Source organism: Paenibacillus sp. FSL H8-0079 (genome assembly GCF_037991315.1).
In the GTDB taxonomy this organism is placed as follows: domain Bacteria; phylum Bacillota; class Bacilli; order Paenibacillales; family Paenibacillaceae; genus Paenibacillus.
Map to the genome: position 1 here is coordinate 5166544 of NZ_CP150300.1, position 25120 is coordinate 5191663.

General features: G+C 48.3%; 20 protein-coding genes, 9 tRNA genes, 3 rRNA genes and 1 other annotated feature. All 32 genes read right to left on the reverse strand.

The features are described 5' to 3' along the window. Positions 1-27: 27 nt before the first annotated feature. A tRNA-Pro gene (locus tag MHI06_RS23105) sits at positions 28-101 on the reverse strand. Positions 102-108: 7 nt separating this feature from the next. Then, positions 109-187: transfer RNA gene (locus MHI06_RS23110), tRNA-Leu, on the reverse strand. 16 nt (positions 188-203) lie between these two features. Continuing rightward, positions 204-280: transfer RNA gene (locus MHI06_RS23115), tRNA-Arg, on the reverse strand. Between the two features lie 6 nt (positions 281-286). Further along, positions 287-361 (reverse strand) — tRNA-Gly (locus tag MHI06_RS23120). A gap of 24 nt (positions 362-385) precedes the next feature. Then, positions 386-463: transfer RNA gene (locus MHI06_RS23125), tRNA-Asp, on the reverse strand. A gap of 27 nt (positions 464-490) precedes the next feature. Beyond that, positions 491-564: transfer RNA gene (locus MHI06_RS23130), tRNA-Met, on the reverse strand. 17 nt (positions 565-581) lie between these two features. Then, a tRNA-Val gene (locus MHI06_RS23135) sits at positions 582-657 on the reverse strand. 7 nt (positions 658-664) lie between these two features. Further along, a tRNA-Glu gene (locus MHI06_RS23140) sits at positions 665-736 on the reverse strand. Between the two features lie 4 nt (positions 737-740). Then, positions 741-816: transfer RNA gene (locus MHI06_RS23145), tRNA-Asn, on the reverse strand. An 84-nt stretch (positions 817-900) separates the two neighbouring features. Then, positions 901-1017: ribosomal RNA gene (gene rrf / locus MHI06_RS23150) — 5S ribosomal RNA — on the reverse strand. 77 nt (positions 1018-1094) lie between these two features. Further along, a 23S ribosomal RNA gene (locus tag MHI06_RS23155) occupies positions 1095-4021 on the reverse strand. Positions 4022-4332: 311 nt separating this feature from the next. Beyond that, positions 4333-5885, reverse strand: a 16S ribosomal RNA gene (locus tag MHI06_RS23160). Together the 16S, 23S and 5S rRNA genes with 9 tRNA genes alongside form the textbook arrangement of a ribosomal RNA operon. Before the next feature lie 551 nt (positions 5886-6436). Further along, complete coding sequence (locus tag MHI06_RS23165; RefSeq protein WP_340399241.1) at positions 6437-8065, reverse strand: LysM peptidoglycan-binding domain-containing protein; 1629 nt, start codon at positions 8063-8065, stop codon at positions 6437-6439. A gap of 194 nt (positions 8066-8259) precedes the next feature. Further along, on the reverse strand, positions 8260-9144 hold the full coding sequence (gene ilvE, locus MHI06_RS23170; RefSeq protein WP_017692630.1) for a branched-chain-amino-acid transaminase: 885 nt from the start codon (positions 9142-9144) through the stop codon (positions 8260-8262). A 148-nt stretch (positions 9145-9292) separates the two neighbouring features. Beyond that, complete coding sequence (pheA, locus tag MHI06_RS23175) at positions 9293-10165, reverse strand: prephenate dehydratase (RefSeq protein ID WP_169480439.1); 873 nt, start codon at positions 10163-10165, stop codon at positions 9293-9295. Continuing rightward, positions 10162-11130: a homoserine kinase gene (gene thrB, locus MHI06_RS23180; RefSeq protein WP_169480440.1), complete on the reverse strand. Its 969-nt coding sequence runs from the start codon at positions 11128-11130 to the stop codon at positions 10162-10164. The genes pheA and thrB overlap by 4 nt, the downstream gene beginning before the upstream one ends. Further along, on the reverse strand, positions 11127-12197 hold the full coding sequence (gene thrC, locus MHI06_RS23185; RefSeq protein ID WP_169480441.1) for a threonine synthase: 1071 nt from the start codon (positions 12195-12197) through the stop codon (positions 11127-11129). Before thrC ends, thrB begins: the two co-directional genes overlap by 4 nt. Positions 12198-12312: 115 nt before the next feature. Further along, positions 12313-13599: a homoserine dehydrogenase gene (locus tag MHI06_RS23190; protein WP_340399242.1), complete on the reverse strand. Its 1287-nt coding sequence runs from the start codon at positions 13597-13599 to the stop codon at positions 12313-12315. Between the two features lie 58 nt (positions 13600-13657). Continuing rightward, positions 13658-14095, reverse strand: coding sequence for an ACT domain-containing protein (locus tag MHI06_RS23195; protein ID WP_017692625.1), 438 nt, complete (start codon positions 14093-14095; stop codon positions 13658-13660). A 227-nt stretch (positions 14096-14322) separates the two neighbouring features. Further along, positions 14323-15633, reverse strand: coding sequence for a GTPase ObgE (obgE, locus tag MHI06_RS23200; protein WP_169480443.1), 1311 nt, complete (start codon positions 15631-15633; stop codon positions 14323-14325). A 17-nt stretch (positions 15634-15650) separates the two neighbouring features. Continuing rightward, a complete protein-coding gene (locus MHI06_RS23205) occupies positions 15651-16448 on the reverse strand; it encodes a Spo0B domain-containing protein (RefSeq protein ID WP_340399243.1) in 798 nt (265 codons plus the stop codon). Between the two features lie 90 nt (positions 16449-16538). Then, positions 16539-16850, reverse strand: a complete 312-nt coding sequence (rpmA, locus tag MHI06_RS23210) for a 50S ribosomal protein L27 (protein ID WP_017692622.1) — start codon at positions 16848-16850, stop codon at positions 16539-16541. Positions 16851-16873: 23 nt separating this feature from the next. Then, positions 16874-17203: a ribosomal-processing cysteine protease Prp gene (locus MHI06_RS23215; protein ID WP_036605912.1), complete on the reverse strand. Its 330-nt coding sequence runs from the start codon at positions 17201-17203 to the stop codon at positions 16874-16876. 14 nt (positions 17204-17217) lie between these two features. Continuing rightward, a complete protein-coding gene (gene rplU / locus MHI06_RS23220) occupies positions 17218-17529 on the reverse strand; it encodes a 50S ribosomal protein L21 (protein WP_017692620.1) in 312 nt (103 codons plus the stop codon). 14 nt (positions 17530-17543) lie between these two features. After that, positions 17544-17628, reverse strand: a sequence feature (ribosomal protein L21 leader region). A 56-nt stretch (positions 17629-17684) separates the two neighbouring features. After that, positions 17685-18935: an Rne/Rng family ribonuclease gene (locus MHI06_RS23225; RefSeq protein WP_340399244.1), complete on the reverse strand. Its 1251-nt coding sequence runs from the start codon at positions 18933-18935 to the stop codon at positions 17685-17687. 106 nt (positions 18936-19041) lie between these two features. Then, complete coding sequence (locus tag MHI06_RS23230) at positions 19042-19902, reverse strand: M50 family metallopeptidase (RefSeq protein ID WP_340399245.1); 861 nt, start codon at positions 19900-19902, stop codon at positions 19042-19044. Next, entirely contained in the window at positions 19895-20743 is an 849-nt protein-coding gene (locus tag MHI06_RS23235) for a M23 family metallopeptidase (protein WP_340399246.1), read from the reverse strand. The genes MHI06_RS23230 and MHI06_RS23235 overlap by 8 nt, the downstream gene beginning before the upstream one ends. A 148-nt stretch (positions 20744-20891) precedes the next feature. Beyond that, on the reverse strand, positions 20892-21686 hold the full coding sequence (minD, locus tag MHI06_RS23240) for a septum site-determining protein MinD (RefSeq protein ID WP_017692616.1): 795 nt from the start codon (positions 21684-21686) through the stop codon (positions 20892-20894). A 3-nt stretch (positions 21687-21689) separates the two neighbouring features. Further along, positions 21690-22352 (reverse strand): septum site-determining protein MinC, encoded by a 663-nt coding sequence (gene minC, locus MHI06_RS23245; RefSeq protein WP_017692615.1) that lies wholly within the window; start codon positions 22350-22352, stop codon positions 21690-21692. Between the two features lie 74 nt (positions 22353-22426). Next, positions 22427-22960 carry a rod shape-determining protein MreD gene (gene mreD / locus MHI06_RS23250; RefSeq protein WP_062837799.1) on the reverse strand — a complete coding sequence of 178 codons (534 nt, stop codon included), beginning with the start codon at positions 22958-22960 and terminating at the stop codon, positions 22427-22429. Beyond that, positions 22960-23832 (reverse strand): rod shape-determining protein MreC, encoded by an 873-nt coding sequence (gene mreC, locus MHI06_RS23255; protein ID WP_340399247.1) that lies wholly within the window; start codon positions 23830-23832, stop codon positions 22960-22962. The genes mreD and mreC overlap by 1 nt, the downstream gene beginning before the upstream one ends. Positions 23833-24018: 186 nt before the next feature. Then, positions 24019-25053 (reverse strand): rod shape-determining protein, encoded by a 1035-nt coding sequence (locus tag MHI06_RS23260; RefSeq protein ID WP_063568116.1) that lies wholly within the window; start codon positions 25051-25053, stop codon positions 24019-24021. Positions 25054-25120 lie beyond the last annotated feature (67 nt).

The following is a 25120-nucleotide window of genomic DNA, read 5'->3' on the forward strand; positions in this document are numbered from 1 at the left end:
CTATAATTAGATAGTACTTTTTCGAGATCGGGATGACACGATTTGAACATGCGACCCCCTGGTCCCAAACCAGGTGCTCTACCAAGCTGAGCTACATCCCGTTATATATACCGGCGAGAGGACTCGAACCTCCACGGTTTCCCACTCGATTTTGAGTCGAGCGCGTCTGCCATTCCGCCACGCCGGCAAATTTGAAGTTATAATGGCGCGCCCTGAGAGATTCGAACTCCCGGCCTTTTGATTCGTAGTCAAACGCTCTATCCAGCTGAGCTAAGGGCGCAAAAATTGGAGCGGAAGACGGGAATCGAACCCGCGACCCTCGCCTTGGCAAGGCGATGCTCTACCGCTGAGCCACTTCCGCATGCGGTACTAATAAGTATAAAAATGGCGGAACCGACGGGATTCGAACCCGCGATCTCCTGCGTGACAGGCAGGCATGTTAGGCCAACTACACCACGGTTCCAGATCACTTTCTCAAAGGAAAGTATAATTGCGGGGGCAGGATTTGAACCTGCGGCCTTCGGGTTATGAGCCCGACGAGCTACCGGGCTGCTCCACCCCGCGTCGTTATAAAGTTTATATGGTGGAGGCTGAGGGGATCGAACCCCCGACCCTCTGCTTGTAAGGCAGATGCTCTCCCAGCTGAGCTAAGCCTCCATCTATATGACCCGTAGGGGATTCGAACCCCTGTTACCTCCGTGAAAGGGAGGTGTCTTAACCCCTTGACCAACGGGCCTTACTGGCTCCCCGAACAGGGCTCGAACCTGTGACAACTCGATTAACAGTCGAGTGCTCTACCAACTGAGCTATCAGGGAATAATATGCATTTGCATTGCAAATGCAACTCATCGTACAACGTCCACATGCAGAGCTTGTTTTCTATGTATGATGAAAGAGTTCGCTTGGCGGCGTCCTACTCTCCCAGGACCCTGCGGTCCAAGTACCATCGGCGCTAGAGGGCTTAACGGTCGTGTTCGGGATGGGTACGTGTGGAACCCCTCCGCCATCGCCACCAAACGCGTAGCTTACATTTCAGAGTTGTTGTTCTCTGAAAACTAGATTCGAAACGAAACACGCGAATTATCACTTGCTAATTGGATAAGCCCTCGACCGATTAGTACTGGTCAGCTCCATGCATTGCTGCACTTCCACCCCCAGCCTATCTACCTCGTCGTCTTCAAGGGGTCTTACATACTGGGAAATCTCATCTTGAGGGGGGCTTCACGCTTAGATGCTTTCAGCGTTTATCCCGTCCGTACATAGCTACCCAGCGGTGCTCCTGGCGGAACAACTGGTACACCAGCGGTACGTCCATCCCGGTCCTCTCGTACTAAGGACAGCTCCTCTCAAATTTCCTACGCCCACGACAGATAGGGACCGAACTGTCTCACGACGTTCTGAACCCAGCTCGCGTACCGCTTTAATGGGCGAACAGCCCAACCCTTGGGACCTACTTCAGCCCCAGGATGCGATGAGCCGACATCGAGGTGCCAAACCTCCCCGTCGATGTGGACTCTTGGGGGAGATAAGCCTGTTATCCCCAGGGTAGCTTTTATCCGTTGAGCGATGGCCCTTCCATGCGGTACCACCGGATCACTAAGCCCGACTTTCGTCCCTGCTCGACTTGTAGGTCTCGCAGTCAAGCTCCCTTATGCCTTTGCACTCTTCGAATGATTTCCAACCATTCTGAGGGAACCTTTGGGCGCCTCCGTTACTCTTTAGGAGGCGACCGCCCCAGTCAAACTGCCCACCTGACACTGTCCCCGTACCGGATTACGGTACTAGGTTAGAACCTAGATACGATCAGGGTGGTATCCCAACGTTGCCTCCACACAAGCTGGCGCTCATGCTTCAAAGGCTCCCACCTATCCTGTACAGATCGTACCCAAATTCAATATCAAGCTGCAGTAAAGCTCCATGGGGTCTTTCCGTCTTGTCGCGGGTAACCTGCATCTTCACAGGTATTAAAATTTCACCGGATCTCTCGTTGAGACAGCGCCCAAGTCGTTACGCCATTCGTGCGGGTCAGAATTTACCTGACAAGGAATTTCGCTACCTTAGGACCGTTATAGTTACGGCCGCCGTTTACTGGGGCTTCGGTTCACAGCTTCGGATTGCTCCTAACCACTCCCCTTAACCTTCCAGCACCGGGCAGGCGTCAGCCCGTATACTTCGCCTTACGGCTTCGCACAGACCTGTGTTTTTGCTAAACAGTCGCTTGGGCCTTTTCACTGCGGCCCCCTCGTGCTATTCACACTACCGGGGCACCCCTTCTCCCGAAGTTACGGGGTCATTTTGCCGAGTTCCTTAACGAGAGTTCTTCCGCGCGCCTTAGAATACTCTTCTCGCCTACCTGTGTCGGTTTGCGGTACGGGCACCATCACCTGGCTAGAGGCTTTTCTTGGCAGTGTGAGATCATGACCTTCGCTACTACAATTTTCGCTCCCCATCACAGCTCAGCCTTAATGATGTGCGGATTTGCCTACACATCAGCCTTACTGCTTAGACGGACATCCATCAGTCCGCGTCACTACCCTACTGCGTCCCCCCATTGCTCATAACGGCTTACGGTGGTACAGGAATTTCGACCTGTTGTCCTTCGACTACGCCTTTCGGCCTCGCCTTAGGTCCCGACTTACCCTGAGCGGACGAGCCTTCCTCAGGAACCCTTAGGCTTTCGGCGGATCAGATTCTCACTGATCTTTTCGTTACTCATACCGGCATTCTCACTTGTATAATGTCCAGCGCTCCTTACGGTACACCTTCAACCCTTATACAACGCTCCCCTACCCCTGATGCAAAGCATCAAGCCATAGCTTCGGTGGTGTGTTTAGCCCCGTTACATTTTCGGCGCAGAGTCACTCGACCAGTGAGCTATTACGCACTCTTTCAATGGTGGCTGCTTCTAAGCCAACATCCTGGTTGTCTGTGCAACTCCACATCCTTTTCCACTTAACACACACTTGGGGACCTTAGCTGATGGTCTGGGCTGTTTCCCTTTTGACAATGGATCTTAGCACTCACTGTCTGACTCCCGGAAGTAAGTCTATGGCATTCGGAGTTTGACTGAGCTTGGTAACCCTTGCGGGCCCCGCACCCAATCAGTGCTCTACCTCCACGACTCTGTTTTCCGAGGCTAGCCCTAAAGCTATTTCGGGGAGAACCAGCTATCTCCGAGTTCGATTGGAATTTCTCCGCTACCCCCACCTCATCCCCGCATTTTTCAACATGCGTGGGTTCGGGCCTCCAGTGCGTGTTACCGCACCTTCACCCTGGACAGGGGTAGATCACCCGGTTTCGGGTCTACGTCCACGTACTCAGTCGCCCTATTCAGACTCGCTTTCGCTGCGGCTCCGGCTCTTCACCTTAACCTTGCACGGGAACGTAACTCGCCGGTTCATTCTACAAAAGGCACGCCATCACCCCTAAAACGGGCTCTGACTTTTTGTAAGCACACGGTTTCAGGTTCTATTTCACTCCCCTTCCGGGGTGCTTTTCACCTTTCCCTCACGGTACTGCTTCACTATCGGTCGCTAGGAAGTATTTAGCCTTGGCAGATGGTCCTGCCGGATTCATACGGGGTTTCACGTGCCCCGCACTACTCGGGATCCGTCTCGGAGGGAACCAACTTTCAACTACAGGGCTTTTACCTTCTTTGGCGGGCCTTTCCAGACCTCTTCGCTTAACCGGTTCCTTTGTAACTCCATGTGAGACGTCCCACAACCCCAAAGAGCAAGCTCTCTGGTTTGGGCTTCTCCGCGTTCGCTCGCCGCTACTGACGGAATCACTATTGTTTTCTCTTCCTCAGGGTACTTAGATGTTTCAGTTCCCCTGGTATGCCTCTGCATAACCTATGTATTCAGTTATGAGTAACTGGAAATTACCCCAGCTGGGTTTCCCCATTCGGACACCCCCGGATCAAAGCTTGCTTACAGCTCCCCGAGGCAGTTTCGTTGTTCGCCACGTCCTTCATCGGCTCCTAGCGCCTAGGCATCCTCCGTGTGCTCTTAGTAGCTTAACCATATTGCTCCGGTTTTGACTGCTCGCTTCCCTTGTTTTGCTTGCGCAAAGCCAAAAGTCGCTCCCATTCAATACCATCGCAAAAGCAATTTAACTACCGTTTTTATTGAAACTTGTTTACACAAGTTCAGCTAAAAAGGAATGTTCTAATTCGCGTTTGTTTCGTTTCGATATCTAGTTTTCAAAGAACAAGCTCCATGCAAAAGCAAGCTGTTTTGAGAGTTTGAGCTCTCAAAACCGAACAACGAGTGAGTGTTTTGCAGCTAAGCTGCTTATTTGAATGTTTCCGTTGCAGGAAACGATTCTCCATAGAAAGGAGGTGATCCAGCCGCACCTTCCGATACGGCTACCTTGTTACGACTTCACCCCAATCATCTATCCCACCTTCGGCGGCTGGCTCCTTGCGGTTACCCCACCGACTTCGGGTGTTATAAACTCTCGTGGTGTGACGGGCGGTGTGTACAAGACCCGGGAACGTATTCACCGCGGCATGCTGATCCGCGATTACTAGCAATTCCGACTTCATGCAGGCGAGTTGCAGCCTGCAATCCGAACTGAGACCGGCTTTGTTGGGATTGGCTCCATCTCGCGATTTCGCAGCCCGTTGTACCGGCCATTGTAGTACGTGTGTAGCCCAGGTCATAAGGGGCATGATGATTTGACGTCATCCCCACCTTCCTCCGGTTTGTCACCGGCAGTCTATCTAGAGTGCCCACCCGAAGTGCTGGCAACTAAATATAAGGGTTGCGCTCGTTGCGGGACTTAACCCAACATCTCACGACACGAGCTGACGACAACCATGCACCACCTGTCTCCTCTGTCCCGAAGGAAAGATACATCTCTGCATCGATCAGAGGGATGTCAAGACCTGGTAAGGTTCTTCGCGTTGCTTCGAATTAAACCACATACTCCACTGCTTGTGCGGGTCCCCGTCAATTCCTTTGAGTTTCAGTCTTGCGACCGTACTCCCCAGGCGGAGTGCTTAATGTGTTAACTTCGGCACCAAGGGTATCGAAACCCCTAACACCTAGCACTCATCGTTTACGGCGTGGACTACCAGGGTATCTAATCCTGTTTGCTCCCCACGCTTTCGCGCCTCAGCGTCAGTTACAGCCCAGAGAGTCGCCTTCGCCACTGGTGTTCCTCCACATATCTACGCATTTCACCGCTACACGTGGAATTCCACTCTCCTCTTCTGCACTCAAGTCACCCAGTTTCCAGTGCGATCCGGGGTTGAGCCCCGGGATTAAACACCAGACTTAAATGACCGCCTGCGCGCGCTTTACGCCCAATAATTCCGGACAACGCTTGCCCCCTACGTATTACCGCGGCTGCTGGCACGTAGTTAGCCGGGGCTTTCTTCTCAGGTACCGTCACCTTGAGAGCAGTTACTCTCCCAAGCGTTCTTCCCTGGCAACAGAGCTTTACGATCCGAAAACCTTCATCACTCACGCGGCATTGCTCCGTCAGGCTTTCGCCCATTGCGGAAGATTCCCTACTGCTGCCTCCCGTAGGAGTCTGGGCCGTGTCTCAGTCCCAGTGTGGCCGATCACCCTCTCAGGTCGGCTACGCATCGTCGCCTTGGTGAGCCGTTACCTCACCAACTAGCTAATGCGCCGCAGGCCCATCCCCAAGTGACAGATTGCTCCGTCTTTCCAGTTCTCTTCAGGCGAAGAAAACAATTATTCGGTATTAGCTACCGTTTCCGGTAGTTGTCCCAAACTTGAGGGCAGGTTGCCTACGTGTTACTCACCCGTCCGCCGCTAACTATCAGAGAAGCAAGCTTCTCTTCAAGTCCGCTCGACTTGCATGTATTAGGCATGCCGCCAGCGTTCGTCCTGAGCCAGGATCAAACTCTCCAATAAAGTATTGAAAAGAGCGATAAGCTCATTTTGAATCTGACGAGATTAAAAATCTCATTTGTGCTCCAGTCGATCTAAGCCAAGGCTTGTCTCAAACTTTCGCCGTTCATTCTGCAAGCAGAATGTTTACTCACTCGTTGTTCAGTTTTCAAAGATCAAACTTGTTTCATTATTTCTTGTGTTTCCCGTGTCAGCCGTGTGTTTCAGCGGCGACTTAAATAATATATCATACGGCTGAATCTAATGCAACAGTTTTTTTTCATTTCTTTTCTGTTAGTAGTTTTGCACCAGCTAAAGCTATCGTATCCGTTCCCTAATTTGTCCTATCATAATGGTGCGCTCATAGGGTACAAATATTCTAACATACTAATGAAAGGGTTTACAACACTTTCGTAATAAAATGCTCCGCATCAATCCTGAACAGCCACATCTTCGTTATACGTGCGTGAATCAATCTATACTCAAACAAACGATAAGCCAGCTCACAATTACAGAGCTGGCTTATCGCTGATATAACAATCACTTTACTTCTTCAACAATCACAAACTTCTAGATTAGTTTTGTATCCATGGATTACGACGCTTTTTGTTTGATTTCCGTTGGTTGGAGGTAGTCGCTCCTTCTCTGGATGTTTTCCCAGACACGGTCACCTTGGATTTATTCTTCAGAGGAGCCTTGGTTGTTCTGCGTTTCGCAGCTGCCGGCTTATTCCCGGCTTGCTTGGACTTCGCCTCCGAATCCGCTCCAACCTCTTCAAGCGCTACCTGACTTAAGTTAGCGTCGTCACGGCCCCCTTTTTTACCACCCTTACTTTGGCCTTGTGGAGGGTACAATTCACCAAAAGCACCAAGCGGGGACGGCGGAACCATGTTTTGGGTTGGGTACGGATTTTGATAAGCATACTCGATAGGCTGGTTTGGCATCGTTGATGTGGACATTTCAGGCGGCATACCGTACGAAGGACCATACATATTCCAAGCCGGATCCTGATAACCATGTGAAGGATAAGTATACTGAGGCACATGTGTATGTGAACCACATCCGCATGGAGGGTAAGGAAGCATCGAATATGGGGATATAAAAGGCGGCTGATGATTCATATGACTAGGTGCGACATACGATGGGAATGGACTATTCACATGGGCAGCTGGCGATATTGGAAATGAGTTGTTTTGCATTTCTGGGGACAAATTCGGCACAACGTTGTTGTGATTATGGCTCTGCTCCGCCCCAGTCCACGGACTGTTCGGCAGATCACTGCCACTATAAGGACTAATTTCCGGAATCCCTGGAAACGGTGCATTGTTGCTCGCTCCTGCCGTGTACATGTCTTGTTGAACACCATACACCTCTTGTACAGGAACGGGGATTTGAACATAAGGGTGCTCCGCTGGCGCATGATGTAACTTATTACCACAACCACAAGGTTTTTTCGTCGCTGGTGCAACCTCAACTGGAGACTTTGTATTAGGCATTACAGGCAAAGGCATAATTTCAGGCGAAAGATTGGGCATTGTGTATTTCTTGGATTCTGCTACAGGTTTTACATGAACTTCAGGTTTAACCTCTTCTTTTTTGTGCGTTTCCTTTTCAGGCTTCACTTCAGGAAGCTCAGGCAACTGTGGCAGTGCCTCCAGTTCAGGTTTCACATTTGGCTTTACCGGATTGGCTGGTGGTGGAGCAGGCACTGGAACTGGAACTGGAACCTCAGCTACTGGAGCAGGAGGAGTTGGTACAACTGGCGCCGGTGGTTCCGGTTCTTTGACTCCTGTGTATTCCTTACCTTCAGGCGACAATTTTTCATGCGCAGCAATGTTGCTGGCACCCGAATTAGATGTGATGTTTCCTTGTGCGTGCATGGATGGAATATAAACAGTCTCCCCCACCAGCAGAGCGTTCGGATTTTTCAACTGTGGATTGGCATTGATCATATCTTTTAAAGGAACTCCCCAGGCTTGTGACAACTTCCATAACGAATCTCCTTGCTGAACCTTGTGACTGTGCAGCACGCCTTCCGGTTTCGGTGTTACTGGCTCTGCAGGGATTTTGACCTTCATGCCAATATCCAGCTTGTCGGGATTTGTGATTTGCGGATTAGCCGCGATCAATTTGTCCAGCGCTACATTGTATTTTTGGGACAGCAGATATAATGTGTCGCCTTTTTTCACCATGTGTATTTTCACAGGGAACTAACCTCCTAGACGTCATACTTGGGCAGTACATTCGCCCATACCGTTACTACATCCTATGCAGAAACCGGGCTAATGACATCAACTAAACAAAAAAAATCCTCCTGTCTCTAAAATCCCCATACGCCAGGTATGTTGAATTTTATCGGACAAGGAGGATTCCTGTTCCCTATGCTATTCGCTCAAACTTAAGATTCCCACACTTTATAGCCATCTTTGTCAACAATCTGACGGAATGCTTCCAGCAGTCTCAGCGTTACCGGACCTGCTACACCCGTACCAATTGTTCTTCCATCGACTTCATATGCAGCGATAACTTCTGCAGCTGTCCCGGTGAAAAAGACTTCGTCTGCGATATACACATCATGCAGGGTGAATGGCACTTCTTTTAATTCAAGCTCCAGTTCGCCACATAGATCGATAATCGCTTGACGTGTAATTCCTTCAAGTGCTCCGAGATAACAAGGCGGCGTGTACACTACACCATTTTTGATGATGAAGATGTTATCACTTGAACCCTCAGTAACGTAACCTTGGGAGTTCAGCATAATCGCTTCACCAGCACCTGAATAGTTAGACTGGATTTTAACCAGGATGTTATTCAGATAGTTCAATGATTTAATTTTCGGATTCAATGCGTCCGGAATGTTCCGGCGTTGGGATACAGACACTGCTTTCAATCCAGTAAGATACGCTTCCTCCGGATAGATCGCCAATTGTTCCACGATGATGATCACAGATGCCTTAGGGCAACGTAACGGGTCCAAGCCCAGATTACCAGGGCCGCGCGATACAATAAGACGAATGTAACCATTACGCATATCATTGCGGCGTACCGTTTCAGCCATGACTTCCAGCATCTCATCAATGGACAGCGGGATGTTCAAACTGATGGATTTCGCCGAATCATACAAACGATCCAAGTGGGCCTTACATCTGAAAATGTTTCCGTTATAAATCCGAATACCTTCGAAAATCCCGTCTCCATACAAAAATCCATGATCATATACCGAAACGGTTGCGTTCTCCTTGGTCACATACTGACCATCCAAATAGATCCATTGTTCTGCCACCGATGACTGCACCTCCATAAAATATCCATTCCCTAAACTCCGAAACGTTATTAACCCGTCCATTGTACACCAAATGACAAGCGATTACTCGCTCATTCTACCCCGACTTATGACAACCTTCTAACATTCACAACCACCATCAGGTCGATTACCTCGAAGGATATGTATAACAAGGATAGCTACCAAGAACACGCACCTGACAATTCAATGCCTCAATCTCGGCCATGGCTGCGGTCAGCAAAATCGAATCGACCGTTTCCACAACATCAATGTAAAAATAGTAACTGCCCAATCGTTTCTTCGTTGGACGAGACTCGAGACGGGTCAGGTTCAGCTTCCGCCAGGCAAAAGCCGACAATACCTGATGCAACGCACCCGGTGCATCTTCTGGCAACGTCACCAGCAAGCTGGTTTTTACATGATCCGGTTCACGCGGAATGTTCACAGGTTCATGGCCGATGAGCACAAAACGGGTATAGTTGTTGTCATGATCTGTAACTCGTTCAGCCATAATGTCCAGGCCATGCTTCTGAGCAGCAAGCTTTGTACCGATCGCCACCCAGCCCTTACCCGGATTCTTTTTCACAATTTCTACAGCTTCGGCTGTACTGTTCACACCTTCAAGGTCTGCCCCAGGCGAATGCAGCCGAATAAAATTCTGACACTGCGGAATAGCCACAGGATGGGACATGATCTTAGTAATTCTACTGAAATCATACTCGCCACTCTCTGTCTTAAATTCCGAGCCATGTCCAATCACATTCTGGATGGATGGGTATACCCACTCTGCTTGCATCGGAATATCCACTTCATTCACAAGCCAGTCCATATGAAGACTAACGGAGCCTTCAATGGTATTCTCAATCGGAATAACACTGTATTGTGCATTCCCACTATCCGTTGCTCGAAAAACATCCGAAATCAGCTTGAAGTGAAGCAAATCTAACGGTTCACCGTTAAACAAGAAATCAATCGCTTCATGAGAAACGGAGCCTTCAGGTAATACTGCAATTCGTTTCATGCATTAACTTCCCCTTTGATTCTGTCCAAAAAAGGACGTTCGTCTTGATCAGGTAGCAAGGTTACACCGTCCAAATCCGGATCGAGCCACAGTGCAGAAGCAGTTATGCCCTCCCGCTCCATGGTGTTCAGCAAATATTGTTCCAATTCCGCTTTGCGGGTGTCATGACGATCTACCAAAGTCAACACGGTCGGTCCAGCTCCGCTCAGGGCAGCTCCCAACGCTCCATGATCGACGGCATGTTCCAATATCTCAGCCATGCCTGGCACCAATGATGCCCGATATGGTTGGTGAATTCGATCTGACATCGCCTTCTGAATCATGTCCAGTCGTCCACTTGCCAAAGCGGCAACGAGCAGTGAGGATCTGCTAATGTTATGCACCACATCAGACATGCCAAATTGCTCTGGAATCACATTCCTTGCTTTTGAAGTAGACAGCTGGAATTCAGGTACAATAACCAAAGCCTGCAAATCCTGGTGTGGTTCAATACGTATATGATCTACCTGTTGACCATTCCATGCAGCCGTAATAATACCGCCATACAGAGATGCTCCCACATTATCAGGATGCTTCTCAAGGGATGTGGCCATATCCAGGAGCTTGGCATCCGATAAAGGAGCGCCAATTAATGCATTCGCTGCCGCCAGTGCACCAACGATGGCTGATGCACTGCTCCCGAGTCCCCGCGTAAGCGGAATATCGGAATACATGGAAATCTCCAATTCAGGTACAGACACCCCAGCTTCATTGAATACCATCTGTGCAACTTCGTATATCAAATTCGATTTATCTGTTGGCAGGCCTGTCAAATGATTGCCATGAAGATGAAATGTCGTCTGCTCGGCAGGTTTCATTTCCAACCAGGCATACAAAGACAATGCCATGCCCAGGGTATCAAACCCTGGACCGAGATTGGCTGTGCTTGCAGGTATTTTTACGGTTACCTTTTCACGCAAACTCATACAGATTGCTGCTCCAGTTGTGCAATGGCCGCCATTACTGCTTCTTCCGTATCTTCAACAACAAGTGGCTCAGTCGCTACTGTTTTGATCGCAATATTAGGATCTTTCAGGCCATTACCAGTGAGCACACAAACGACAGTCTCTCCGCCTTTAAAGTACCCTTCACTCTTCAGTTTGTATACACCGGCAAGGGAAGCGGCAGAAGCAGGTTCTGCAAAAATCCCTTCACGAGAAGCAAGTGTACGATACGCCGTCAGGATTTGTTCATCAGTTACATAGTTAATCTGTCCGCCAGATTCCTCAGCTGCAGCTACTGCTGTTTTCCAGCTTGCCGGATTACCAATTCGAATCGCTGTTGCCACCGTTTCAGGTTCAAGGATCGGTTCGCCTTTGACAATAGCCATCGCACCTTCAGCTTCGAAACCAACCATGCGTGGCAGCGTGTTGGATTTGCCTGCCTCTTTATATTCTTTGAAACCTTTCCAATAAGCCGAGATATTACCCGCATTACCGACTGGAATAGCCAGAACATCCGGTGCTTCGCCAAGTTGTTCAATCACTTCAAACGCCGCTGTCTTCTGTCCTTCAATCCGGAATGGATTCACGGAGTTTACAAGTGTGATCGGATGTTTGGCTGTAATCTCACGCACAATCTCCAGTGCACGGTCAAAGTTACCATTGATCGCAATCACTTTAGCTCCATAGATCATGGCTTGGGCCAGTTTACCCAGTGCAATGTTGTTATTCGGGATCAGCACGATACAATTGAGACCACCACGTGCGGCATAGGCCGCTGCAGCTGCTGACGTATTACCTGTGGATGCACACATGATCGTGCGACTGCCCTCTTCCAGTGCTTTGGCAACAGCCATAACCATGCCGCGGTCTTTGAAAGAACCCGTAGGGTTCAAGCCTTCGTATTTGAAATAGAGGTTCAAACCGAGTTCCTCAGACAGATTCTCTGCATGAATCAACGGTGTGTTTCCTTCCTGAAGCGTAAGCAGGGGTGTATTTTCATTAACCGGAAGGTGCTCTCTGTACGTTTGCAAAAGTCCTTGATATCTCATTGTGGGTAAACTCCTTTATGTTTTAATAATCTAAAATGATGACCTTTTGTTACGCATATGATTAACTTGTACGTTATAACTGAAATAATTGAGATGCTCTAAGTGATACGGAAACTTATCCTTCCACCCGATACACACTCTTAATGCGGCGAATGACGCTGAGTGATTCAAAATGTTTTAACACTTTATCCATGCTCGCTTTACTTGCATTATGTGTAACGATAATGATCTCGGCATCCGGGTTGTGCTCATTCGGCTGTTGAACAACCGAGGCCAGACTGACATCATATTCTGCGAAAATTTGTGTGATTTGTGCCAATACTCCGGCTTTGTCGTCTACGTGTAGTAAAATAAAATTTTTCGACACGATCTGCTCGTCGCTTTGCAGTCGCTTCGTCTTATAAGACACAATCGCTTTTAGACCGTTTACGCCAAGCTTAAGGTTTTTGGTGACCGCCACAATATCAGCTACAACAGAAGTCGCCGTTGGGAGTTCTCCCGCACCTGCACCGTAGAACATCGTCTCCCCTACAGCTTCGCCGTGTACATATACTGCGTTGAATACACCGTTGACTGAAGCAATCGGATGATTCTGTCTAACCATAGTCGGCTGTACGCTAATCGTGATCTCATCGTCAATACGGTCCGCAATACCAAGTAATTTCATCTCATACCCGAGTCTTCTGGCATACGTAATGTCTTCACGGGTCACGGAGGATATGCCTTTAACGGTTACATCCTTCAACTCCACATTGGTACGGAAACCGAGCGTACTCAAGATCGCCATTTTGCGAGCTGCGTCAAGTCCTTCCACATCGGAGGTTGGATCGGATTCGGCGTATCCCAAAGCCTGTGCTTCAGCCAGCACTTCTTCATAGGATGCACCTTCCTGACTCATTTTGGTCAAAATAAAGTTCGTTGTTCCGTTCACAATCCCCATAATGCGGGTAATCCGGTCGGAAGAGAAACCTTCAATCAGTGTACGAATGATCGGAATACCTCCCGCAACACTCGCCTCATAGAACACGTCACATTGTTTTTCCTGTGCCTTCGCCAAAATCTCCGAACCATGCAGGGCCATGAGATCCTTGTTCGCTGTTACGATGTGTTTCCCACGTTCCAACGCTTCAAGAATATACTCCTTCGTCTGATCAATGCCGCCCATGACTTCAACGATGACATCAATATCCGGATGACGAATGACTTCCCAAGGATCTTCCGTAAGCTTGGCACGGTCTACAGCAATAACACGTTCTTTCTCTGTATTTTTCACTGCGATCTTCTCGATGACAATCGGCGATCCAACCTGACTGCTCAGATCCTCCTGATTCCCTTCCACAATGCGAACGACTCCCGTTCCGACAGTTCCCAGACCCAACAATCCGACTTTTACCGGTTTCACTAACGATCTACCCCCTAATGTCTATTCTTGTCCGTCAGTCCTGTATGATAAAGCCTAATTAACCTTGGCCTACAATACGTGTGCGTCTCACTCCAGGCATATCTTGCATCCGATCCAGCATTTCTCCAATTTCTCCGTGAAGATGTGTCGTCTCCACTGAAATGACGACATTGGCTCTTCCCTGAAGCGGGATACTCTGATTAATTGTAAGTACATTGGCCCCATAACCAGCTACATGTCCAAGCACACGAGACAAGATACCCGACTGATGCTCCAGATCAATGGAGATGGTTACAATTCTCTCCCGCTCAAGCTGGTTAATCAGATGAATTCCATCTTTGTACTTGTAAAAGGCACTCCGGCTTAATCCGACCTGCTCAACCGCCTCATGCACTGTTTTAACATCACCGGAAGCCAGTAGCTCTTTTACCTGCATGGTCTTCACCACAGCCTCTGGTAAAATATCTTCCCGTACTAAGTAATAGCGTTCGTTCACAGAACGTCCTCTCCTCAAAGACTCATGTATTCATATAGTGGACATTATATAGGATCTACGCCAAAAGGGCAATACATGACACGCCTATTTTTTGAAATACGTTCCTCACAGTATACAAGCTTATCCCTCTCCCATGTCAGGAAAAACAAAAAAACGCAGAGTTGTGGGTCAACTTCCCACTTCTCTGCGTTCATATATCTATTGGTCTCTCCACGGAAGACGGCTACTTAGTAGTAACTGCTACCTTCCACGAATTCGAATTCAAAGTCTCCGATGCGCACGATGGTGCCTTCTACAGCTCCGCGCTTACGCAACTCAGCATCTACACCCATATAACGCAGTGTACGTGCGAGTTTCAGTATAGCCTCGTGCGAGTTCAGTTGCATCCGTTTCATCATGCGGTCAATCTTGGCACTTTCGACAACGAACATTTCATTCTCACGCACAATTTTGAAACCATCGTCTTCTTTTTTGTCCAGACTATATACTTTACGTTCAGATACATCTGCTACCTCTTCAACCACTCGCTCGTCTGGAGCCTGATCTAGCAGATCAGCTGCACGATACAGAAGTTCTTGAATCCCTTTACGAGTCAAGGATGAAATTGGCATCACTTCAATATCAGGTTGAACTTCACGAACTTGCTGTAAAAATTGCTCCAGGTTCGCTTCAGAGTCTGGCATATCCATCTTGTTAGCTGCTACAACTTGCGTTCTCTCGGCGAGAAGCGGATTGTACAACTTCAATTCGTCATTGATTTTCTGCCAGTCTTCAAAAGGATCGCGTCCTTCCGAACCCGACATATCTACGACATGAACAATAATACGAGTGCGCTCGACATGACGCAGGAACTCATGTCCCAGTCCGATCCCTTCATGAGCACCTTCAATCAGTCCAGGCAAATCGGCCATCACGAAGCTTCGGCCTTCTCCTACACCGACTACACCCAGATTCGGTGTAATGGTTGTGAAATGGTAAGCACCGATCTTTGGCTTGGCTGACGAAACGACAGAAAGCAATGTGGATTTCCCGACACTCGGGAAACCAACAAGACCAACATCTGCCATAACTTTTAGCTCTAATACGATGTAACGCTCTTGGCCTTCTTCACCATTCTCGGCAAGTTCAGGTGCAGGGTTGTTCGGTGTGGCAAATCGGATGTTACCCCGTCCGCCCCGACCACCACGAGCAATAACAACCTGCTGACCATGACGTGTCATGTCCGCCAGTACTTCTCCACTGTCTTCATCCAAAATGATAGTTCCTGGTGGAATGCGCACAATCATGTTCTCAGCGTTTGCACCGTGCTGACTCTTATTACGTCCCTTCTCACCACGTGGGGCCTTGAAGTGACGCTGGTAACGGAAATCCATCAACGTCCGCAAACCTTCATCCACGCGGAAAATGATGTCAGCTCCTCTGCCTCCATCGCCCCCGGCAGGTCCGCCGTTTGGTACATACTTCTCACGACGGAACGAAATAATTCCGTCCCCTCCGTCTCCGGCTTTCACATAAATCTTCGCTTTATCTACAAACATTGGTTAACCCCTTCTTCCTATATTCCACACGGCATTCTGAATTGTATAAACGTATCCTCAGACGGAAGCTGCTCCGTTCTGACTTTTTTCCCTTTGAGTACGGCACTAAGCTGCCGTAGTGTTTCCGGATCGGGTGTTTGATCCCCATCCAGTCGGACAACCACATCTCCATGATCCTGTCCGAAATTTAAGGTCAGTTTGCGAACCTCTCCCCAAGAAGACCGGCCGCCGCCATATTGATAGGCCCTGATTGCATCCGCAATCGCCCCGGTAAGTGACTCGCCATCCTCGGGAGAGACCAGAGCACTAAGCTGCAACTCATCTTCTATTTCCACATGCAATTCCAGCGCAATTCCACTGGCGCGAAAAGACTGAAGATAAAATACGAGGGAAGGAATACCTAATCTGGAGATTCGGCTTTCTTCTGTAACCCGCTCTTTTATTCTTTCCACACATTGCAAGGATTTATCAAGTTTGCCCAGCCGAAGATATCCATATAACACCTGAAGGTCGTTCATCCAGTCGTGTCGATGATGATTTAATGAAGCAATTGCTGTCTTTTCCATGGATTGTATGATGGCTCTGCGTTCCGCCTCCGCCTGTTTCTTCATCGCATTCACAGAAATGAGCAATACTGCGACGGACCACAATGCGCACAAGACGCTTGAGATCATCGCCGGATACAACATAACGAAAACCAAAGGAATCAGAAGTGAACATGCCGCAATCCACGGCACTCTTTTCCAAGATTTCATGGCTTCTCCCCGTTCTACAAAACTCGGTTGGTCTACACCCACCGTAACCAAGTATAACATGTCTTTTCTGCCAGTTCATTATCGAATAACCGTTGAATACAAAAAACCTCCGGCAAAAATGCCGAAGGCTCCTTAGGCGGAATGCCGATATTACGCTTCTACTGCAGCTGCTACAGGAGCAACGTTAACAGGATAGATGCTTACTTTTTTACGATCGCGTCCCCAACGTTCGAATTTTACAACGCCGTCGATTTTCGCGAACAAAGTGTCATCTTTACCGATACCAACGTTAGTTCCTGGGTGAATTTTCGTTCCGCGTTGGCGAACGAGAATGCTACCACCAGTTACAGTTTGACCATCAGCACGTTTAACACCCAGACGTTGAGCATTACTGTCACGTCCGTTCTTCGTGGAACCTACACCTTTTTTCGATGCGAATAACTGAAGATTTAATTTCAACATGATTGGTTGTCCTCCTTCTTTGCTTATTTGAATTGCTGTATTTTAATATACTTCCCGTATGACTCTGCAATATTAGAGAGCATAACCACCATGGATTCGAGTAACAATTGTACCTGGGACCAGGTTTCCCCTCTCTCTAACAAAGGTAAAGAACCGCTTAAAAAGCCATTCTTCATCTTGGCATCCATTTCGACACCGGTCAATGTTTCAATCGAGTTCACCGTACCCACTGTAACAGCGGATACCCCGGCACATACGATGTCTTCTCCACGCTTGGCAAAATTAGCATGCCCTTCGATGGAAAAGCGTTCGATGTTCCCGTCCTCATCACGAAAGATTTGAACGATAATCACTTATCGCACCTTCTTTACGCTTTGATTGTTTCGATAGTTACTTTAGTGTACGGTTGACGGTGACCTTGCTTCACATGGTAGTTCTTTTTAGGTTTGTATTTGTATACGATAACCTTTTGTCCTTTGCCATGTTTCTCCACTTTAGCCGTTACAGTAGCTCCGGAAATCAATGGTGTACCTGCTGTCAAACCTTGATCGTTAGATACAGCCAGGACACGGTCGAACGTTACGCTTTCGCCATCGTTCGCAGTCAATTTCTCGATGAACAGAACATCGCCCTCTTGGACTTTGTACTGTTTGCCGCCTGTTTCAATAATTGCGTACATTTGCCTTGCACCTCCTCATGTCTCAGACTCGCCCGTTCTCAGGTGACAGTGTCCTTGCGGAACTGTTCTTATACCCGGCCAGTGCGGTTACAGCATGTGCAAGACCATTAGGCTAAACACATACTTGAAGATTATATCACGCAACATTTCAAAAATCAATGCAAAGGTGAAATATATCTTTTTCCCGTACCATGACAGGAAGAACACGGCTCCACATAGGGTAACGTACTCTCTTCCCGCACTTTTTTGCGTGTCAGTTCAAGCAAGCCCAGCTTGGTCCAGCCCATCACGAACGCTTTGGTCCGATCCTTTTTAAGCTCGCCCTCCAAGGTTGCCGCCACTTCATGCCGATTCGAAGCTTCCTCCATATCAATGAAGTCGACAATAATCATGCCACCAATATCCCGCAGGCGCATCAGACGGGCAATCTCCACTGCTGCCTGCATGTTGGTCTCCGTCACGGTCTCTTCCAGACTGTCACCGCCAGCTCCCGTATATTTGCCTGTGTTCACATCCACTACAGTCAGAGCTTCGGTATGATCAATAACGATATATCCGCCTCCAGGCAGCCATACTTTCCGAGCAAAATCCTTGTTCAACTGCTCCTGCACACCATAAGCAGCAAAGATGGACTCTGTTCCCCGATACACCTGTACTTTGGGTTGATGACCGGGACTCATCTCTTCCAGCAATGCTTTTACCTCGCGAGCTTGTCCTTCACTATCGGTGATGACCTCATCACTGCCTGGCGTATACACATCTCTGATAATTCGCTGTACCATGCTATGATCCCGATGCAATAGGCTCGGGGAAGGCAAACTATCCGCTTTTTCACGAATCAGGTACCACTGCGCACGTAATGTTTCCAAGTCTGCTTGAATGGCTTCGTGCTGTTCTTCTGCAGATACGGTTCGGATAATAAGCCCTTCTTCATCCCGTCTCAGTTGTTCTCCAAGTGCCTTGAGGCGGGAACGATCTCCCTCACGGGCAATTTTCTTGGATACCGCCACATAGTCGGCAATAGGCATGTAGACAAGCCAGCGGCCCGGGAGTGAATAATGAGTCGTCACCCGGGCTCCCTTGCCTCCTACCGGTTCCTTCAGAACCTGAACAATGACTTCCTGACCCGGACGAAGCAACTCCGAGATGGAAGGCTTCACCTTGGCCTGCTTCTCCAGATGGGGATGCAACACATCGTCCACATATAGAAACGCATTCTTTTTCTGACCAATATCCACAAAAGCAGCCTGCATACCCGGTAACACATTCACGACCCGTCCCTTGAAAAAGGACCCCAGCAGTCCACGCTCGCGTGTACGTTCTGCCGTGAATTCCACAGCTTTGCCTTCTTCCAGAAGCGCCATTTGCATGAGGTTATGTTCATTATGTACAATCATTTGTTTCATGGCTTCACCTCTAGAAGACAATTCAATTCATCCACATCCATTTCAGTATCTTTACATTTCTCATCGTACATGTATTAACCCATTTCAGAACAGGTCCACCAGAACACTACAATTTATCGGCATTTTGTTGAAAATAGGAACCGATAATGCGTTGTTCAGGCAATACTGCCATAATTCGTCCCTGTCTGTTCATCACGTATACCATATGGTATCTTTCTCTCTTTAATAGACGCAAAATAGTGTCCAAAGGTTTCGCTGGAAATGAGATTATTGGCTGCGCCAAACTGCCAGTAGCCGCATGCCGAGCGAAAGCACCCTCCCGATTCATGAGAAAACGGATAAAGCGATAGGGCACATTTCGGTAATCCGTCAGGTTGGAATAGAACAAAAAAAGACCGATTAACAGAATGTTGAGTGGTAGACCGTAGTCTCCGGTAAGCCACCGGCTGATAGCATATAGAATAACCCCTGCGCTGCACAGGATGCTAATTCTGTAAGTCCACATTAATGTTGTATAGTAGGGTGCCCACAGACTGACAAGCGCTTGAACAATTTTACCTCCGTCCAGGGGCAGTACGGGTAGCAGGTTAAAGAGGGCAATGAGCAGATTCCCCTGAATGATGTAGTTCAGAAAAACCGGATCGCCCAGATTGCCATACTGCAGCAGCCAAACCATGCCAACCATCAGCATGTTTTGCAATGGACCTGCCAGAGCGATCATGATTTCTCTGAAGGCCGTGATGTTGCCTCCATCTTCAATTACCGCTACTCCTCCAAAAGGAAGCATCTGGATCGACAAGACACGATAGCCAAGAAGGGCAGCAGCCGCAGCATGTCCACATTCATGAATGAATACGATGGCAAACAACGTAATGAGTTCAATAAAATGTCCTGTCAGAAGAGACGCCATCATGATAATCACAAAAAACGGATGAAACGTAATACGTACTCCCCACACCCTAATCAAGGGCAACGACTTCCGCTGGGTCTACGTAATCCTCACCCTCTTTGACCGCAAAATAGAGCGTGGCCGGTTGTTCACCACCAGTAGTCTTGAGACTCCCAACCGCATTCCCCGCTTCAACCCAATCGTTCACGATTACTTCACTCTCGTTCAATCGACCATATATTGCCGTGACATTGCCTGTATGCCGGATGACAACCGTGAACCCACTTGCTGCATCGCCAATAACCTCCATGACACGCCCTGCATCAGAACTTGCGACCTGTATACGTTCTGCACCTGCGGCATCAGGAACGATCTCAATTCCCTTCATACTCAGCGCAAATGGCTGAACTACTGTGCCCGAGATGGGTTTGCCCAGTAACTGCCGAATGCCGGAACCATTAACAGCATCTGTCGTATGTCCGAGAACCGGAAGAAACGAAGGTGTTCCTCCAAAGTGCCGTTCATACCAGGCTGCAGCAGAGGCAAAATCCATATCTCGATGGAGTGCATCGGCTATTACTGTTTTGGGTGATGTCGTCCACGATGTATCCAACTGAAACAGACCCCATACTCCGCCAAATATCAAAGCGCTAATGACCGTCCGCCTTAGAAGTGACTTAAACAGGTTGAATCTTGAATGCCCCCCTGGAACGAAATGACCATTCTCTTTTTTCCACAGCCATTCCGGATCTCTTTCCTGTGTCCCCTCACCAGTTGTAAACGGCTTCCGTTGTATAATCTCATTCTTGTCCAATAGCGAACCTACTTTTTGCTCCTGTAAAACTTCAACAGTCGCACCGTCCATCAGTCGCCGAATGCGTTCTTCTCTTCTCTGCTTGATTCTGAGTTTCGTGTTCATGGAATGTCCTCCCGCCGAGGCTTGTTTACTACATCCTATGAAGAGGCGGTTGATAATATGAACAAGCCTGCCCTCAGGTAACAAAAAAAGCCGGGCTATAAGCCACGGCTGTCATGTAGTCAGTTGATGAATAATTTCGTTTAACGAATTAACCCATTCCCAAGAACTTTTTGAAACGAGTAAAAGCGCCCTTTTTCTGCTCCAGCTGCATCAATGGGACCGTATCTCCCAGAATGCGTCGTGCAATGTTGCGATACGCAATCGCCGCAAGTGAATCCGGATTCATGACCGTAGGTTCTCCTGAATTGGCCGCTTTGATGACCAGCTCATCATCAGGTACGATGCCAATCAGGTCAATATTAAGTACTTGTAAAATACCATCGATATCCAGCATATCACCTGATTTAACCATATTATTGCGAATTCGATTCACCACCAGCTTCGGTGATTGTATGTGTGAACTCTCCAACAGGCCGATGACACGATCCGCATCACGTACTGCAGCATTTTCCGGTGTAGTGACCACGATGGCCTGATCTGCTCCTGCTACCGCATTTTTGAAGCCCTGCTCTATGCCGGCTGGGCAATCAATAATGACGTATTCAAAATCTTTTTTCAATTCAAGGATAATATCCTTCACCTGTTCTGGCGACACCGAGTTTTTGTCTCTCGTCTGCGCCGCAGGCAACATATATAATTCTTCGAAACGCTTGTCTTTGACCAAAGCCTGATTCAGACGGCAGCGGCCGTCCGCAACGTCGCACAGATCGTAAATAATACGGTTTTCGAGTCCCATCACGACATCCAAATTACGAAGGCCGATATCGGTATCTACCAGACAAACCTTTTTGCCGAGCAGCGCCAGCGCTGTCCCGATGTTTGCCGAGGTGGTTGTTTTACCCACGCCGCCTTTACCCGAAGTGATCACGATCGCCTCTCCCATGAGCTACACTCCTTTAAACACATTAAAATCTCGGCGCAACCGAACGATATTGCTCATCTTGTCTATCTGCATCTGATTGTCCTGTAAGTAAGCAAATTCCATTCCGGTCTCTCGGCTCTCCCATTCATCGGGAGGACGACTGATGATATCCGCAATCCGCAGCTGCGTCGGTGCAAACACCGAAGCGGCAATAATAGCTTCTTCGTCCCCGCCAATTCCGGCATGAGCCATACCTCTGAGTGAACCCAACACATATATATCTCCGGTACACGTCACCGTGCCCCCCGGATTGATATCCCCAAGAAACAGGAGATTTCCTTCATGATGAAGCACCTGACCTGAACGCACCATACCACACATGGTCACAATCGGCGGCGGTCCTTTAACCTCCGGTTGGAGTGCAGGTGAGTCGATGGATCGAATAAGCAGATTCCCTTTTTGTTTCAATATATCGAGGATTGCTTCTTTCTGGTCCTCTGTCACTTCGCGGGCACCCAACTTGATATCCACATGAACAATCGGTCCGGTCAAAATATTTTGATGGCTGTGTTCCAGCTTATAGCGGAGCTCATAGAGCAATTCCTCGAATTCACATTGATCGTCCAACAGGAAAACCAGGCCGTCTCGGATGCCTTTAATCGTTACGTGATTCGATTTTACCGTCATAAGCCTGTCCCTCCCATCTCATTACATTTCGTGCCCGGGGCCCCAAGTTCCTGCTTTGCGCTCCATAAATGTATTTAAGAAGCTTCTTCTGTCTTGCTCCGTCTCTTGCCGATCCGCTCCAGTTGTTTCCGAAGCGGGACATAAATGATCAAGGCAAACACAAAATGAACGAACAAATTAGGAATCATGTATTCAAGCAACGCCCAGTCAAAGGTCACGTGGTTAAGTTGGAAGAGCTTGTACAGGAAGAATAGCATGGTGTCATTAAGCAGACTTCCCAAAATGACAACTGATACCATAACCGGCAGTGGTGCTCGCGGTGCTTGAAAAATGAGTCCCATCATGTATGCCGATAATCCCATCGAGAATCCGTAAGGTCCAATCATCTCGCCGTAGAATACGACGTCATGCAATAGTCCAAAAAATATACCGAGTACTAGTGCCGTGTGCCGATGATGATACACAGCGATAAACAAAATTACGATATAAACCAGATTGGCAGAAATACGCATCTGCCAGCCAGAAGGAATGAGCAGCGGCAAAATCGTGCCTTCCGCAATGAACAAAACGAATAGCAACAGGAACAAGACTTGCTTGCGCGTCACCATTATTCTTTTACCTCAGGCGGGATAATGACAATCAGCTCTTTCCAGTCAAGGAAGCTAGCGTATGGTTTGATAATCGCAGTCCTTGTTAAACCGTACTCACCAACTTCAACTTTCTCCACTTCACCAATCCGCATATACTTCGGAAAATTATTGATGATTCCGGAGGAGATGATCTCATCGCCCTCTTGGATATCAGAATCCTCTGAAATCTTGGTCATCTTGAGCATGCCTGTCTTCGGATCATAACTCTCAATCATACCAAACACTTTTTCCTTACCTACTGCCGTTGCTGCAATGGCATTGGATGTTGGATCATTGGCGTCCATGGACGTTAACAGATTAACCGTTGATGTATATGAGCTGACATGACTGATCACGCCGACCAGCCCTTCCTGCGAGGTAACGGCCATCCCCGGCTTTATTCCCGCATTCTCACCGATATCAATGTTAATGGTTCTGCTGTTTGGATCCGAATTCGCACTGATAACTTGAGCAATTCGTGAACCGTAATTATACCGATTCTTCTGTTCCTCTGTGAAATTGAGCGCTTTCTGAAGTTGCTCATTCACTTGCTCCATATCATTATACTTCAGCCGATCTCGGGTATAGTGCCCCATAGCGATGCGAAGCTCTTCATTCTCTTCATATACCGTACGCATGTTCGCCACATCTTTGAAAAAGCCCGCTACATAAGAAGCGGGCTTGTAAAATACGTATTGTACAAATCCAACTGAATCCTTCAGGAATTTCTCCGGCCAGGATAGAGTGGTTCGCGGACTGAGCGTAAAGCCCATTAACGCGATAAATGTAACAAGGCCCACCAGCAAAACAAAAAGTCTTTTGTTGCCTAGCAGTTTAAACAGTTCGAACACCCTCTAACATCCATTATTCTCTTCCGAGCCATGCCCGGCGGGGAGACTGTCAGACTTGTAGTCCCTGCGAGAATATCAGCTGATCCTCCCCTGTTAAGCGGGTAATAGCTCATCCCCGGGGTTAACCGGGTACTCTATAACGATACCTTGCCACTTAGTCGCAATGCCAAGTTAGGCAAATACCAATTAACGTTTGGAACGAACTGCCGAACTGCTTCTGCTTTTGAACAAATGAATATTCTCTAGCGCTTTACCTGTTCCGATCGCTACACAATCCAGCGGGTTCTCAGCCACAATGACAGGCATTCCTGTCTCGCCAGCCAGAAGCTTGTCCAGGTTGCGTAGAAGCGCCCCACCACCTGTAAGAACGATACCGCGGTCCATGATATCAGCCGCAAGTTCAGGCGGGCATTTTTCCAGTGTTACTTTTACCGCTTCAACAATCGCATTCACCGTATCAGCCAACGCTTCGCTGATCTCGTCCGAAGTAATCGTAATCGTCTTCGGCAGACCTGTAACGAGGTCACGTCCACGAATTTCCATCGTTTCTACTTGCTCTAGTGGCATTGCTGATCCGATATCCATCTTCAATTGCTCTGATGTACGCTCACCGATCATCAGATTGTATTGGCGTTTGATGTACTGGATAACGGATTCATCCATCTCGTCACCCGCTACACGAACCGAACGGCTCGTAACAATACCGCCAAGTGAGATGACAGCCACTTCTGTTGTACCACCACCAATATCAACAACCATACTACCCGTTGGTTCCCATACAGGCAGATCTGCACCAATGGCAGCTGCAAAAGGCTCTTCAATCGTGTAGGCTTCACGTGCTCCAGCCTGTTTGGTTGCATCTTCAACCGCGCGTTGTTCTACTGCCGTGATCCCGGATGGTACACATACCATCACGTTCGGATGACGCTGGAACATGGAGCGTTGTTTCTGAGCCTCACGAATGAAATATTTGATCATCGTTGCCGTTGTATCGAAATCGGCAATAACGCCATCTTTCATTGGACGAATGGCACGGATGTTACCTGGTGTACGTCCAATCATTTTTTTGGCGGCTTCACCCACTGCCTCGATAGTTTTTGTATCTGTCCGTATAGCGACAACCGAAGGTTCGCGCACCACAATTCCTTTTCCTCGTACATAAACCAACGTATTTGCTGTCCCCAAGTCAATACCCAAATCTTTCGTAAAACCACCAAACATAACATAATCTCCTTTTCTGCCTCATATAGCCGCCCTATTCTGATCCAGAGCGTAACAATTTCATTCC

Excerpts from the sequence above, each read along its gene's own strand:
- minC (WP_017692615.1), bottom strand. The coding sequence starts at position 22,352 with ATGACGGTAAAATCGAATCACGTAACGATTAAAGGCATCCGAGACGGC.
- minD (WP_017692616.1), bottom strand. The coding sequence starts at position 21,686 with ATGGGAGAGGCGATCGTGATCACTTCGGGTAAAGGCGGCGTGGGTAAA.
- mreD (WP_062837799.1), bottom strand. The coding sequence starts at position 22,960 with ATGGTGACGCGCAAGCAAGTCTTGTTCCTGTTGCTATTCGTTTTGTTC.
- MHI06_RS23205 (WP_340399243.1), bottom strand. The coding sequence starts at position 16,448 with ATGTTATACTTGGTTACGGTGGGTGTAGACCAACCGAGTTTTGTAGAA.
- MHI06_RS23260 (WP_063568116.1), bottom strand. The coding sequence starts at position 25,053 with ATGTTTGGTGGTTTTACGAAAGATTTGGGTATTGACTTGGGGACAGCA.
- MHI06_RS23225 (WP_340399244.1), bottom strand. The coding sequence starts at position 18,935 with ATGAAACAAATGATTGTACATAATGAACATAACCTCATGCAAATGGCG.
- rplU (WP_017692620.1), bottom strand. The coding sequence starts at position 17,529 with ATGTACGCAATTATTGAAACAGGCGGCAAACAGTACAAAGTCCAAGAG.
- MHI06_RS23235 (WP_340399246.1), bottom strand. The coding sequence starts at position 20,743 with ATGAACACGAAACTCAGAATCAAGCAGAGAAGAGAAGAACGCATTCGG.
- rpmA (WP_017692622.1), bottom strand. The coding sequence starts at position 16,850 with ATGTTGAAATTAAATCTTCAGTTATTCGCATCGAAAAAAGGTGTAGGT.
- pheA (WP_169480439.1), bottom strand. The coding sequence starts at position 10,165 with ATGAAACGAATTGCAGTATTACCTGAAGGCTCCGTTTCTCATGAAGCG.
- thrC (WP_169480441.1), bottom strand. The coding sequence starts at position 12,197 with ATGAGATATCAAGGACTTTTGCAAACGTACAGAGAGCACCTTCCGGTT.
- obgE (WP_169480443.1), bottom strand. The coding sequence starts at position 15,633 with ATGTTTGTAGATAAAGCGAAGATTTATGTGAAAGCCGGAGACGGAGGG.
- thrB (WP_169480440.1), bottom strand. The coding sequence starts at position 11,130 with ATGAGTTTGCGTGAAAAGGTAACCGTAAAAATACCTGCAAGCACAGCC.